The following is a 14,173-nucleotide window of genomic DNA, read 5'->3' as shown; positions in this document are numbered from 1 at the left end:
TTCTAGTCGGGACAAAGAAGGGACTTGTCTGTCATATATGTATAAAGCATAAAAATATGTCGACAAGAATCCATGAAATAATACAAAAGTATTTTCAAAATAACCAGTCTAAAAAAGTAAAGAAAGTATTTGCTTCCTGGATAAAAAGAGAATCTAATAAAGAAGAGAAAGAGACTGCGTTTAATGAAATCTGGGATAACCTCAATATTGAGGCTGACAGATCGACTGAAAAATCTTTTGATAAATTGTTAACCACAATACAAGCGACAAATCCTACATCCGGTAAGGAACGCATCCCACTTATCCGCAGATTTTCCCGTATAGCAGCAATCATAATGCTTCCGATATTATCGGTTGGCGTTACCTATTATCTCATGAAGGACTCCGTTAAGATTGATAATCAGGTTCAATTGGTAGAATGTATTGTTCCCAATGGAGAAACACGTACAATTACCTTACCCGATTCTTCTGTCATTAAGGTTAACTCTGGTAGTGTTCTTATTTATCCGAAACAATTTTCTGACAGCAGAGATATTTTTCTGAATGGAGAAGCATACTTTACAGTTACTAAAGATGAGACAAAACCATTTATAGTAAAAACAACAGATATGGATATTGAAGTGCTGGGAACAGTCTTTAATGTAAATGCCTATACAGACAGTGAAAAGACATCAACTACACTCGAAAGTGGAAAAGTAAATGTGAAAATTAAAAATATAAATCAGGATCAAGTGATTCTTATTCCTGATGAATGTGTAACATATAACCGAAGTACCGGATTATTTGAAAAGAGTTCTATAAAGGTTGAAAATGTCATAGCTTGGACAGAAGGTAATATGGTTATCCAAAGCATGACGATAAATGAGATCATAAAATTTGTTGAACGTAAATATGCGATGGAAGTATTTCTTAATTCTAATAAATATGACCATGAACGAATCACAATGAAAGTCAAGAGTGACGAAAGTATTAATGAGTTTATGGATGTTCTGAAATTCCTTGTACCCCAGTTGAAATACAAAATAGAAAACAACAAGTTATATATATACTGATAACACTATGAAATAATCGAAATACTAACCGTCTAAAATATTGTTAACCATGAAAAAAAGAACCGGAGAGCCGCCACCAAGCATGTCTCCCCGGTTTGAAATCGATGAACCTTTATTACGATACCATTTTAAGAATTATAAATAAGTATTCACCGAAAAACATATATGCAAAAATATGAAAATAAAAACTTATCCATTAAGTAAACAGTGGGTTAATTTATCAAGAATATGTATTATTCTCTTTATAATACTGTTTGGCTCACTGAACCTGAATGCACAAAATCAAAAAATCACGTTACCTCCGGGACAAAAAACTATTTTATCAGCTTTTGAGGAGGTAGAGAAACAGACTAAAATGACAATCGCATATAACGAATCTGTCATTAATGTGAAACAAATGATAAATGCTGATGTTTCCGGGAAATCTTTATCGGAAACAATGGTAATCTTGTTAAAAGGAACCAATACCACCTATAAAATACAAGGTAACCGGATTATTATTGTAGCAGCACAGGCACAAGCCCCTAAAAAGAAATATACCGGAACAATCCTAGACTATAAAGAAGAACCTATTATAGGAGCAAGTGTTATTGTGAAAGGTAATGCTTTAGCAGGAACCGTTACTGATATTGACGGAAACTTTTCTCTTGAAGCTCCTGTTGGATCAACATTAGTTATCTCTTATATTGGCTATACTCCTATGGAAATAAAATTAGGAGATAAAACGTCACTAGATATTATCTTACAAGAAAATACGGAGTTATTAAAAGAAGTTGTCGTTGTCGGTTATGGTGTTCAGAATAAGCGTGACGTATCTACTTCAATTTCTCAAGTAAAAGCTGATGATATAGCGAATGTTGCAGTATCAGATATGCGCCAGGCTCTTGTAGGGAAGATGGCCGGAGTACAGGTAACACAACCTAGTGGTGATCCTGGTGGGGCGGTATCAATCCGTGTACGTGGTACAAGTACAATTTCAGCAGGAAATGAGCCTTTGTATATAATTGATGGCATGCCTGTGGAAAGAGGACTAGCCAATTTAAATAACAATGATATAGAATCTATCGAAGTTCTTAAAGATGCGTCATCTGCTGCCATTTATGGTAGCCGTGGATCAAACGGGGTTATCCTTATCACAACAAAACAAGGACGCTCAGAAAAACTGACAGTACACTATGATGGATTTTATGGCTTTCAAAAAGTATCGAAGAAGCTTCCGATGATGAATGCTTATCAGTTCGCTGAATTTGCACGTGATGGTCATAATGCCGCTTATCTTGCTGAGGTTCCAACAGGTTCCGTAGACGATCCCAATAGTGTACGCCCTCAGAGCTATCATCAGATACCAACAGAATTATTTCCTTACCTGAATGGTGAGCAAGGCCTTACGGATACAGACTGGCAGGATGAGATATTCCGTACTGCAGCAACAACAAGTCATAACATATCTCTGTCTGCCAAAGGAAAGAATATCAGTTATTATGTATCTGCTGGATATTATGACCAGGAAGGGATCATTATTGAATCTGATTTTAAGAAATACAGCACCCGCTTAAACCTAGATGGAAAATATGATAAATTCAAATTCGGAGTAAACTTCTCTCCATCCTATTCAAAATCAAATAGGGTAAATGCCAGTGGTTCTTACGGTTCCGGTGGTATCGTTCAATCCGCTTTGGCAATGCCCCCAGTATGGTCCGTATATAATGCAGATGGATCATATAATTATCAGGGGAATGGCTATTGGAGAATAGGAACGGACTACCAACATAATGAAATACTGAATCCCGTAGCATTAGCCAAATTACGATCCGATGTTGTAGACCGTTATGTGTTGGTGGGAAAAGTATATGCAGGATATGAATTTATGAAAGGATTAAGCTATACCCTTTCATTGGGGGGCGATTATTATGGTGCACACAATGACACATACAGAGAGTCTAGCCTTCCATTAGTAGGACTTAAATATTATGACCAACCATCCAATCCTGTAGGTACTAGTTCTTCTTCTTTCTATTTCAACTGGCTTGTAGAAAACCAACTAAACTATAATACTACAATAAATGACAGTCATAACATTAATGCTGTTTTGGTTCAATCGGCTCAGAAAGACAGGTTGAAGAAGAATTATGTGGAAGCTACTGACTATCCTAACGACCATATCGAAACAATAACGGGAGGTGTGGTTTCCAAGGGAACTTCCGAAATCACAGAATGGACATTGGCCTCTTATCTTGCCCGTGCACAATACAGCTATCAAGGTCGTTATATGGCATCCGCTGCTATCCGTGCAGACGGTTCTTCGCGCTTTGGTGCCAATAACCGTTGGGGATACTTCCCTTCAGCCTCCGCTGCATGGCGTATAAGTGATGAAAGTTTTTTCAAAGAAACCAAGGCTTTGAATTTTGTGGATGATATAAAGCTGAGAACAAGCTACGGGGTAACCGGAAACTTCCAGATCGGCAATTATGAACGTTTGTCAACTTTCGCAAAAGATTACTATATACTGGGAGCCGATGGTGGTAAACAGACATTCGGATATAAACCGGAAAAAATTAAGAATGATGACCTGACCTGGGAAAAAACTGCTATGGTTAATGTCGGTTTAGATATTCAGATGTTTAAAGGATTACTTGGCTTATCCGTTGAATTCTATAACAGTAACACCTCTGACATGTTACTTAATGTTGATGTTCCTCTAATTACGGGATATTCTTCAACCTTAATGAATGTTGGTAAGGTAAATAACCGGGGATGGGAAATACAATTGACATCTCAGAAAAACATTACCAAAGACCTGAAATATTCATTCAATGCCAATTTTTCTACGAACCGGAATAAGGTAGTAGAGTTAGCAAATGGACAAACACAAATGATTAATTCCGGAAGTGTGGAACATGCCTATTACATTACAGAAGTAGGCAAGCCAATCGGGTCTTATTATCTTTTAGTACAGGATGGTATTTTCGAGAATGAAGAACAACTGAAACAGTACCCTCATTTCGCAGACACACAAGTTGGTGATTTCCGTTTTGTAGATGTGGATGGAGACGGTGTCCTCGACACTAATAAAGACCGTGCTGTTGTCGGTAATTATATGCCGGACTTTACTTACGGTTTCGGAGGAACAGTTACTTTTAAAGATTTCGATCTGGGCTTTAATTTTCAAGGGGTTTACGGTAACGAAATACTGAATCTGAATAAACGCTATATCGACAATATGGAAGGGAATGTAAACGGAACAACTATCGCATTGGACCGTTGGAGAAGTGAGGATGATCCAGGCAATGGACAGGTAAACCGTGCCAACCGTAAGACTAAAGGTAATAACGGGCGTACATCGACATGGCATGTTGAAGACGGTTCATACCTGCGGTTGCAGAATCTTTCCTTGGGTTATACTTTACCAAGTAAATGGACACAACGTTTCCATATCCAGAAATTAAGAACCTACGTATCAGGACAAAATTTATATACCTGGACTAATTACTCCGGCTATAATCCTGAAGTAAGCTTACGCCATGACGGAGATAAGGCTACATTAACACCCGGAGAAGATTACGGAACCTACCCGTTAGCTAAGACTTTTACATTCGGATTAAATATTACTTTCTAAAAATAAAAGTATATTATGAAAAAATATAAATTAATATTCGCTTTATCAGCCTTATTATTCGCAACATCCTGTGCCGACAGCTTTTTCGACTTGGAACCAAGCGATAAGGTTACTGCCGATAAAATATATAAGACAGCATCCGATTATAACCTTGCGGTTATAGGATGTTATGGAAAATATCAGGAACATTTTTCTTACTACTTGGAGTGTGTGGAATTTCGTAGCGATAATGCCCAATATACTGCACCAACAACAGGTCAACAGGACCGCTATGATATCGACCAATTCAAGGAAAATTCAGCTAATGGAACACTTCAGTCCGTATGGGGTATTTTCAGTAACGGCGTTTACAGATGTAACTTAATTTTAGATCAGATTGATGATGCTGATTTTGACGCAACACTGAAAGATCAATATAAAGCGGAAGCTATGTTTCTAAGGGCATACAATTACTTTAATATGTATCGCCTATGGGGTGGTGTTCCTACTACTCGTAAAGTTGTTACCGTTTCGGAATCGCTAACAATACTACGTAGTACTGACCAGGAAATGTATGATTATATTGCTGGAGATCTGAAATATATTATCGATAACAATATGCTTCCGGAAGCATATTCAAAAGATGATCTTGGACGGGCAACACTGGGGGCTGCAAGAGCTTTACTGGGTAAAGTTTACCTGACATTCCGCAAATGGGCAGAGACAAAGGATGTGCTGGAACCAGTCATCGGAAAATATTCCCTACTGAAAAATCCTGCCGATATCTTTGATGTGAATAATAAGATGAACAACGAAATTATTTTTGCTATTCGTTTTAATAAATCTATTGTCAGTGAAGGGCATGGGCTTTGGTTTCAAACCAGCGCTACATCAAATGACTATCAAACACCTCAGCTACTTGCTGCCTATACTGACCAGGCAGATTTACGCAAGGATCTGATAACACTCACCAAATCCGGAAATGCATATGTACCCATGAAATATTATGACACTCCGGATGCTACTTACCCAACACAATATGGAAATGATTTTATCCTTCTTCGTTATGCTGATGTGTTGTTAATGTATGCTGAGGCTTTGAATGAGATTTCATATAGTAACTCACAAACATCACCTGCAATGGCCGCAATCACCGAAGTGCGTGAACGCGCAGAACTTAATGCTTTGGACATTGCTACTATACCCAATAAAGACGCTTTCCGTAAAGCAATCCTTGAAGAAAGGCAACGGGAATTTCCTTTCGAAGGACACCGCTGGTTCGATCTGGTTCGTATGGGTTATGCCAAAGAGATAATGGCTGCCGTAGGCCATACAGTGAATGATTATCAACTGGTTTATCCGATTCCACAGAAAGAGATTGAAAAAATCGGCAATAAATCAATTCTCTGGCAGAACGAGGGATATTAATCTTAAAACTAACAGAAAATGAAAAATATTATATATAGCATATTTATAGCTTCTATCCTATTATTTTCAGCTTGTAACGATGAAGACATTCCAAATGCCAATTTTAATACCTATGAAGCATCCAACCTGAAAGCCATAGCCGGGGATGAAGAAGTTAGCTTGAGTTGGGAAGCCTTGGAAGGCTCCAATCCAAGCGGATATTATGTGTCCTGGACTGTAAACCCTTTGAGCCTTAAAGGTGGTGATCTGAGTGTCGATGGAAATACAATGACCGCCACTATTACAGAACTGGTAAATGGGGGGAAATATACGTTCTCCGTACAACCGGTATATTCCGATGGAAGAAAAGGCGGAAAGATATTAGCAACAGTACAGCCTGTTTCTACAAGGATTCCGGCTACCAATCTGATTGCCGCTGCCGGAGACGAAAAAATAAGGTTGAAATGGACAAAACCAGACGTTGATAACTTTACTGAATATAAATTGCTGGTATCTTCTATAAACGATCCTATTATCATTGATAGAGACCATGAATCTTATGTGGTTGAGGGTCTGACCAACGACACTGAGTATGAATTCTCATTGATATGTGTTTATCCGAACGGAACATCAGATGCTATATCAACCAAAGCTACTCCGGGACAAGTATATCCGATTATTGTTGCAAGCAATGCTTTGACATTAAACGAACCTTGTACATTCGAATATAATGACATGTATTTCACAATGGGAACGGTACAATCTGTAAGTTGGAATTTTGGAGATGGTAATACTTCAACCGAAAAGGAACCGACTCATTCATATCCCGTAATAGGGAATTATACTGTAGGAATCACAGTAATTTATGAGGATGGTACATCTGAAAGTGGAAGTATTGTTATGGAAGTTTCCAATTACGCGTGGTCAATTATGGATCTTAATTATAATGGATTATCAGGATATGTAAAAGTATCTAATCCTGTCTTTTCTCCCGATGGCAGAACAGCTTATATTCCTACTTCCTCGCCAAATGGACACTTGTTTGCCATTGATGTGATAAAAGGAAAAGTTAAATGGGTGTATCAGATATCTACACTTACTTATGGAGGAGGTGCTTTAGTAGGTGAAGATGGTACAGTTTATACTTGTGGAGAAAAAGATAATACAGTGTATGCAATTAATCCAGACGGAACAAAAAAATGGACTTATGTTGTTGATGGAGCGATGGGAGCATTCCCCGCCCTTTCGTCTGATGGTACATTGTATTGTGCAACAAATGCAGGAACATTATATGCTATTAATGCTTCAACAGGTTCAGTTAGTTGGAACAAGACAACAGGAGGTACTTCCAGTGCTATAGTAGTAGATGCTTCAAACAATGTATTTGCAGGCACTAATTCGGCTATCTATAAATTCAATGCATCCGGTACAGAGTTATGGAAAACTTCGGCTACGGTAAATGTTACCGAGCGTGGGTCATTTGCAATGGATGCATCTGGTACAACTTTGTATGCTACACAAAAAGGAAGCGCAGGTCTTTCTGCTATCGATATGGCTACTGGAAATATCAGGTGGACCTATGCAAATGGCGGAGGCGGTGATGCATATTTCCCGATAGTAGGACTTGACGGTACGATCTATTTCAGCGACAAAGGAGGTAAAAAGGTTTATGCTGTGAATTCTAACGGAACGCTGAAGTGGGGGAAAAGTCTGGGTGCAGCCCTAACCTATTGTGGAGCCGTTTTAGCCGATAACGGTAAAATATATTGTGCTACACAAGGTAAGGTTGGAAGTTCATACATGGTTTATGGCTTGAATACAGCAACCGGAGATATAGTCTTCGAATATGAAAGTGCTCAGCAATTTATGGCTACAGCAAGTATAGGGCCGGATAAACGACTTTATATGGGTACGATAGGTTCAGATAATATAGGGTCACTGTTAGCCATTCCTATTGAAGCAGGCCCTGAAACTTCTTCCTGGAGTGTACGTGGTGGTGATATTTACGGTACTAACCGCAAATAAATAAATTATTTGGTGGGGATGAAATTACTCCCCACCTAAATATCTCTTGACTTATGAGAAAAATATTGATACTGGGATGCCTTTTTATAGGGCTTTCCTTCTCGGTTATTGCTCAGAATATGCAAATGGGGACAACAACAGCCCTATGGGAAAAACCAATAACTGCAGACTTCGCAGATGCCAAAGAAAATGGTATCGAGTATGTAGAAGTGGCTTTAAACCAGTATTACCGTAATGTATCGGAAGATGAGGTAATTCCTCGAATAAATGCATTGAAAGCTAAAATCGATAGTGCCGGAATGAAAGTCTGGTCCATTCATCTTCCATTTTCCCGGACGCTGGACATATCTGTTATCGACGATGAAGCCAGAAAAAGGAGTGTGGATATTATTGCCCGGATGATAAAAGCATCCGCCATATTTAATCCTTCTAAACTGGTATTGCACTCAAGCTCCGAACCAATCGATGACAGTATTCGTGAACAAAGGATTAGTAATGCCATCGAATCTATTGGCTTTTTACGAAAGTATGCAGAAGAAATCGAGGCACAATTGTGCGTTGAAAACCTGCCACGGACTTGTTTGGGTAATACTCCTGAAGAATTATTACGCATCATTGCTGATTATCCGGAAGTCGGAATTTGTTTTGATACCAACCATTATCTGACGGGCACGCCTATCCATTTTGCAAAAATAGCAGGACATCGTATCGGAACCCTGCATATATCTGACTACGACGGAGTAAATGAAAGCCATTGGATACCCGGAGATGGAACAATCCCTTGGTGTGAATTACTTGACATCATTAGAGATAAAGGCTATAAGGGCATTTATATGTATGAAGCATTGAAAAGCAAGGATGGAGTGCGCGCGACAGCAAAACAACTTGCCAATAGTTTTGAATTATTAAAAAAGGATGAATGATGAATAATAAGTTTTTATATCTATTGATACTTCTGATATCGATTGTATTCTTTACAGGATGTTCAGGTGATGATGCCCCGGCTCCGGAACCTACACCAACACCCTCGGCGAATGACGCGAAGGAAGTAATGGAAAAACTGTGGGGTACCTCCAGTTTGAACCACAATACTAAAAGACAGGAAGCATTTGATGCTATCCAAGGATATGCAGACGAATGTTCCAGCACTTACTTCAATAATTACCTGAAAAGCTTGGATGCTGCGGCTGAGAATACAGAGAAATATACTCCGGCTCTAACTTGTTACCGGGCAGCATTTGACCGGATATTGGAAGAAGTAAAATCAACACAGGTTGAAAATGGAACTACAGTCATGTGGAACCTTTATAATATGGGCTATATTGTAAAAACTCCAAAAGGGTGTTTCGCCGTTGATATCTGCCATCGCTATGCGGAGAAACTAGAGCCTTATCTTGATTTCCTCTGTATAACACATAATCATGCAGATCATTACAACACTGACCTGATAAATAAAATGTTCGCTAATAACAAGCCTGTTATTTCCAACTATCTGAAAAATGCGAATTACCAGTATACGACAAAGGATGATTTCAAGTTATTTATTATAGGAGATTTTACAGTAACGATAAATTTGACTAATCATAATGAGTCAGCTCTCAAAAACTTTGTAACAACATTCCAGATTGATTGTGGTAGTGATGGCGGAGATTTAATTTTAATGCATGTGGGTGATTCCAATTATAAAGAGGATCAATACCGAATCGCAAAACCAGTCGATATTTTTATAGCCCGTTATGCACCGAATGCTAAGACAGAAAATAACATCATAGGAAAAAAGGTTACACCTAAATATGTTATCCTTTCTCATATACTCGAATTGTCCCACGCCGGAGTTGATGAGTCACGCTGGTCATTTGAGCTCGGTTTGAAAAGAGCTTCAGACATAAACTGTGATAATACAATCATTCCATTTTGGGGAGAAAAGCTGATCTGGAAAAACGGTAAGTTAAACTAAGAAAGGATTTATAATGAAAAGATTAAATATATTATTGCTATTCCTGTGTGTATTGCAACTTCTTACAGCACAAGATCGTGCCACAGAGATAAGAAATAAATTATTAAACAGGGATCAAAGCTCTGTCATCGTTGTAGCCCATCGTGGAGACTGGCGGTTTGCACCGGAAAACTCTCTGGCTGCTATTGATAATGCCATAAAGATGGGAGTCAATATTGTAGAAATAGATGTGCAACGAACAAAAGACGGACATATTATTCTAATGCACGACAAAGCTTTGGATCGTACTACAACAGGTAAAGGTCTTGTGACAGAATGGACTCTCGATTCTATTCGTACACTAAAATTAAAAAATGGATGTGCCATTAAAACCAAAGAGAATATTCCGACACTGGAGGAAGCTTTACTTCATGCCAAAGGAAAAATTATGCTGAATTTGGATAAAGCCGACCGTTTCTTTGATGAGATTTACGAACTGATGGAAAAGACTGGGACTACCCAACAGATTATAATGAAGGGAAGCCAAACACCGGAAGAGGTCAAAGAAAAATTCGGAAAATATTTGGAAAATGTCATTTATATGCCTGTGGTAAATTTGGATAAAGATGGTGCGGCTGAACAAATAAAGATGTTTGTTGAAGATTTTAACCCTGTTGCGTTTGAACTTGTTTATGCAGACGACTCCAATACTCTTCCAATAGAAATGGCGATTTATTTGAATGGGAAAGCCCTGATATGGTATAATACTTTATGGGATACCCTGTGTGGAGGTCATGATGACGATATGGCACTTGATGATAAAGACGGTGCTTATGGATACTTGATTGATATGTTAAATGCCCGAATCATTCAAACAGACCGTCCCGCTTACCTGATAGACTATTTAAAAGCAAAAGGGCTACACGACTAATCAATTGGTTATAGGTTTTTAAGGTAGGTATAGTCTGAGCCAACAGAGAGGGGCTGTACTACTCTGACCGGATACTTTAAAAGTATTCGGTCTCCTCCTCTCTTATTTTTAAACTTTAAAAATTAACAATTCCATGATAAAGAAAATAGCACGTTTCTTCTCCCCACTACCCGATAAGGAAGTGATTGAAGAAGATAATAAGAAACTAAAAAAGTTGCAATGGTCATTCTTTATATCAGCAACACTAGGTTACGGGCTATACTATGTATGCCGTATGAGTTTGAATGTTGTAAAGAAACCTTTGGTTGATGATGGAATACTGACTGAACAGCAACTTGGTATTGTTGGTTCGGCTTTGTTCTTTACCTATGCAGTGGGGAAATTTGTGAACGGTTTTCTGGGAGACAGGGTGAATATTACCCGGTTTATGGCAGTAGGGCTTATTATATCTTCTCTTGTAAATATCTTCTTGGGAATGAGCCATACATTCTGGGTGTTTGTCATTTTATGGGGTATCAATGGATGGGTACAAAGTATGGGAGCACCATCCAGTGTGGTCGGGTTGTCCCGTTGGTTCACGGATAAAGAACGTGGTTCTTATTATGGATTCTGGAGTGCCAGCCATAATATTGGAGAAGCCATCACATTTATAGCAACTGCATTTATTGTAAGTATAGCCGGATGGCGTTATGGATTTGGTGCGGCAGGTATTGCCGGTCTGATAGGAGCTGCAGTTATCTTGATTTTTATGAAAGACAGTCCAACCAGTCAGGGATTACCTTCTGTTATGCCTACTAAAGAACAAGAGAAGTCAGCTGGAAAAGCACAACTTGAAGTTTTAAAGAACCCCTATATATGGATTCTTGCTTTATCAAGCGCCTGTATGTATGTGAGCCGATACGCTATTAATAGCTGGGGTATATTTTTCCTTGAAAATCAAAAGGCATATAGTTCTATTGAAGCAAGTAGTATTGTTGCTGTTTCTGCGGTTTGCGGTATTGTGGGAACAGTTCTTTCCGGATTCCTGTCTGATAAGCTATTTAAAAGTAACCGTGTAGTTCCGGCTGTTATCTTCGGGATTTGTAATGCTATAGCTATCGCACTTTTTGTCCTTGTACCGGAAGGATATTATTATATAGATATTGCCAGTATGATCTTGTTCGGATTATCAATTGGTGTATTAATTTGTTACCTGGGTGGTTTGATGGCTACAGATATAGCTCCTAAAAGAGCATCGGGTGCAGCTTTAGGGGTTGTAGGTATTGCCAGTTATCTGGGGGCAGGACTTCAGGACATTATGAGTGGACAATTGATCGGCGACAGTAAAACAATGATAGATGGCATTGCCGTATATGATTTTTCTTCTATACGATACTTCTGGATCGGAGCGGCAGCCTTGTCGGTTTTATTCTGTACTATGTTGTGGAGGGCGAAAAAGAAGAGTTAAATCTATTATGAATTGTTCTACATGATTAATGAATAATAATCAATTCTGGGCAGTTGAATTTAAAAGACTGCCCAATTATTAATTTAATATTCAAAATTATGAAACAATTAATGAGTTCGAGGTTATTTCTGTTATTGACGGACACCTCAAAAGAGAAAGAAGTATTAACTAAATTAGAATCAGCCTATGAAGAATTTGCAGTGACACTTTTGGAAAAACTACAAAGTGAGATAGACACTACAAAACTCTACTACAATTTGAGTTTTGTGCGTTTGGAACTTGTCGGAATACGGGACTACTCAATTGACAGGAAGGAAAAAAAATGTCTTGAAGTTTGTATTTAAAGCAATCTCTTTGATTGAAACTGAGCAACAGATTATTCAATGGAAGTTGCAAAATGAGCTGTCAGAGCCTAAGAAATGGGCACCTGAAAGAACAAATCTCAAATGGACCGGAACAGTAGCCGATTTTGTAGAATTAGTTAATGGGACTATTGAAACGAAACGGCTAAATGACGGGGATGTTGATTTGATTGATGCTATAGAGCAACTGTGTATTATTTTTTCATTTGAAGTAAAAGATTGTTACGATACATTCAGAGCTATCCGACGACGAGTAGGAAGCCGAACCCTCTTTCTTGATGAAATGATTGAAAAGCTCAATCAACGAATGGATAATATGGATAACGGTATTTTCAAAAAGAAGAAAATAAGAGGAAAAGATAAGTAGAAAAATATAGATTATTGTATTCATTTTCTTTGGGTAGAATAGGAAACTGGTAATTTTAGATTCACGAACAAAAGAAAAGGAAACAATGTTCATGCGTACAAAGCGTGGATCATTATTCCTGTTCGTTAGGTATACCAGTGCCTCTATTCCCGGAAATAATGCTATCCACGCTTTATTTTATTATCATTATCCTTTAATCAGGTGCTTTAGATTCTCATCATTACTTATTCGTTCCAACTCATCCTTAACAGTTTGCCCAATATCTGCTTTAATCTGAGTATAATTTCTCTTAATCTCAGACTCCATCATATCAACACCATCCACACCTATAAAGTTGGTTAAAACAGGAATTTTCTTGTAAGCCTTACTTTCAGCAGCCACTTTCGCGTTGTCTACCACAATTTCAGCATGGAAAATCTTTTGTTCAATCCGTTCATCAAAATTATCAGATACAGCACCCACGAACATACCTTGTGTAAGATTCGATATCTTGCTGACAGGAATAAGACTATCCAATTGTGTACTGATTGATGTTGATTTATCCTGCCTATTGATAGTCATAGATTGGCGTTTTTGTAAGACTTTTCCAAAACGATCCGACAACGTTTTTGCCGATTCGCCGACAACTTGCCCAGAGAAAATATTTCCAACCGTATTTTGTACAACCTTAGATTCCTTATCTCCATAGTCACGGTTCAACTGGCTGTAATCCTGAAAACCCAGACAAACAGCTACTTTATTACTACGAGCGGTTGCAATCAGGTTATCCAATCCCCGAAAATAAATAGTTGGCAACTCATCAATGATAACCGAAGATTTAAGTTGCTCCTTTTTGTTTATTAACTTCACAATACGACTATTGTACAAACCCAATGCCGCCGAATAAATATTTTGCCTGTCGGGGTTGTTACCAACACAAAGTATTTTTGGTTCTTTCGGATTGTTGATATCTAACGTAAAATCGTTACCTGTCATTACCCAATACAGTTGTGGGCTTATCATTCTGGATAAGGGAATTTTGGCACTCGCAATCTGCCCATAGGCTAAGCAC

The 14,173-nt window shown here is 38.3% G+C and carries 10 protein-coding genes and 1 pseudogene; 10 read left to right on the top strand and 1 reads right to left on the bottom strand.

All coding sequences use genetic code 11. The features are described 5' to 3' along the window. The first annotated feature begins 56 nt into the window (after window positions 1-56). From ACYQ3L_RS18170 to ACYQ3L_RS18125, 10 genes are all read left to right on the top strand, one after another. Entirely contained in the window at window positions 57-1,052 is a 996-nt protein-coding gene (locus tag ACYQ3L_RS18170; RefSeq protein WP_380001607.1) for a FecR family protein, read from the top strand. Window positions 1,053-1,227: 175 nt separating this feature from the next. Next, window positions 1,228-4,668, top strand: a complete 3,441-nt coding sequence (locus ACYQ3L_RS18165) for a TonB-dependent receptor (RefSeq protein ID WP_380001605.1) — start codon at window positions 1,228-1,230, stop codon at window positions 4,666-4,668. A gap of 15 nt (window positions 4,669-4,683) precedes the next feature. Beyond that, the gene (locus ACYQ3L_RS18160) at window positions 4,684-6,075 is read left to right on the top strand and encodes a RagB/SusD family nutrient uptake outer membrane protein (protein ID WP_380001603.1); all 1,392 of its coding nucleotides are present in this window, start codon (window positions 4,684-4,686) and stop codon (window positions 6,073-6,075) included. Between the two features lie 18 nt (window positions 6,076-6,093). After that, on the top strand, window positions 6,094-8,079 hold the full coding sequence (locus ACYQ3L_RS18155; protein WP_380001601.1) for an outer membrane protein assembly factor BamB family protein: 1,986 nt from the start codon (window positions 6,094-6,096) through the stop codon (window positions 8,077-8,079). Window positions 8,080-8,132: 53 nt separating this feature from the next. Further along, on the top strand, window positions 8,133-9,002 hold the full coding sequence (locus tag ACYQ3L_RS18150; protein WP_380001599.1) for a sugar phosphate isomerase/epimerase family protein: 870 nt from the start codon (window positions 8,133-8,135) through the stop codon (window positions 9,000-9,002). Then, on the top strand, window positions 9,002-10,036 hold the full coding sequence (locus tag ACYQ3L_RS18145) for an MBL fold metallo-hydrolase (RefSeq protein ID WP_380001619.1): 1,035 nt from the start codon (window positions 9,002-9,004) through the stop codon (window positions 10,034-10,036). The genes ACYQ3L_RS18150 and ACYQ3L_RS18145 overlap by 1 nt, the downstream gene beginning before the upstream one ends. Before the next feature lie 13 nt (window positions 10,037-10,049). Next, window positions 10,050-10,946, top strand: coding sequence for a glycerophosphodiester phosphodiesterase family protein (locus ACYQ3L_RS18140; protein WP_380001597.1), 897 nt, complete (start codon window positions 10,050-10,052; stop codon window positions 10,944-10,946). Window positions 10,947-11,079: 133 nt separating this feature from the next. Beyond that, the gene (locus tag ACYQ3L_RS18135) at window positions 11,080-12,393 is read left to right on the top strand and encodes an MFS transporter (protein WP_380001595.1); all 1,314 of its coding nucleotides are present in this window, start codon (window positions 11,080-11,082) and stop codon (window positions 12,391-12,393) included. A gap of 98 nt (window positions 12,394-12,491) precedes the next feature. Beyond that, window positions 12,492-12,737: a hypothetical protein gene (locus tag ACYQ3L_RS18130; protein WP_380001593.1), complete on the top strand. Its 246-nt coding sequence runs from the start codon at window positions 12,492-12,494 to the stop codon at window positions 12,735-12,737. Then, on the top strand, window positions 12,721-13,122 hold the full coding sequence (locus ACYQ3L_RS18125) for an RteC domain-containing protein (RefSeq protein ID WP_459952450.1): 402 nt from the start codon (window positions 12,721-12,723) through the stop codon (window positions 13,120-13,122). The genes ACYQ3L_RS18130 and ACYQ3L_RS18125 overlap by 17 nt, the downstream gene beginning before the upstream one ends. A gap of 186 nt (window positions 13,123-13,308) precedes the next feature. Here the strand turns inward: ACYQ3L_RS18125 and ACYQ3L_RS18120 are convergent. Further along, window positions 13,309-14,163 (bottom strand): annotated as a pseudogene (locus ACYQ3L_RS18120) (TraM recognition domain-containing protein); the annotation flags it as partial. Window positions 14,164-14,173 lie beyond the last annotated feature (10 nt).

The organism is Dysgonomonas termitidis (assembly GCF_054657735.1).
Note: the sequence above shows the minus strand (reverse complement) of the source record. Positions and strands in the feature narration are given on the sequence as shown.

Bases quoted from the DNA above. Each gene is read 5' to 3' on its own strand.
- ACYQ3L_RS18170 (WP_380001607.1), top strand. From the start codon at position 57: ATGTCGACAAGAATCCATGAAATAATACAAAAGTATTTTCAAAATAAC.
- ACYQ3L_RS18165 (WP_380001605.1), top strand. From the start codon at position 1,228: ATGAAAATAAAAACTTATCCATTAAGTAAACAGTGGGTTAATTTATCA.
- ACYQ3L_RS18160 (WP_380001603.1), top strand. From the start codon at position 4,684: ATGAAAAAATATAAATTAATATTCGCTTTATCAGCCTTATTATTCGCA.
- ACYQ3L_RS18155 (WP_380001601.1), top strand. From the start codon at position 6,094: ATGAAAAATATTATATATAGCATATTTATAGCTTCTATCCTATTATTT.
- ACYQ3L_RS18150 (WP_380001599.1), top strand. From the start codon at position 8,133: ATGAGAAAAATATTGATACTGGGATGCCTTTTTATAGGGCTTTCCTTC.
- ACYQ3L_RS18145 (WP_380001619.1), top strand. From the start codon at position 9,002: ATGAATAATAAGTTTTTATATCTATTGATACTTCTGATATCGATTGTA.
- ACYQ3L_RS18140 (WP_380001597.1), top strand. From the start codon at position 10,050: ATGAAAAGATTAAATATATTATTGCTATTCCTGTGTGTATTGCAACTT.
- ACYQ3L_RS18135 (WP_380001595.1), top strand. From the start codon at position 11,080: ATGATAAAGAAAATAGCACGTTTCTTCTCCCCACTACCCGATAAGGAA.
- ACYQ3L_RS18130 (WP_380001593.1), top strand. From the start codon at position 12,492: ATGAAACAATTAATGAGTTCGAGGTTATTTCTGTTATTGACGGACACC.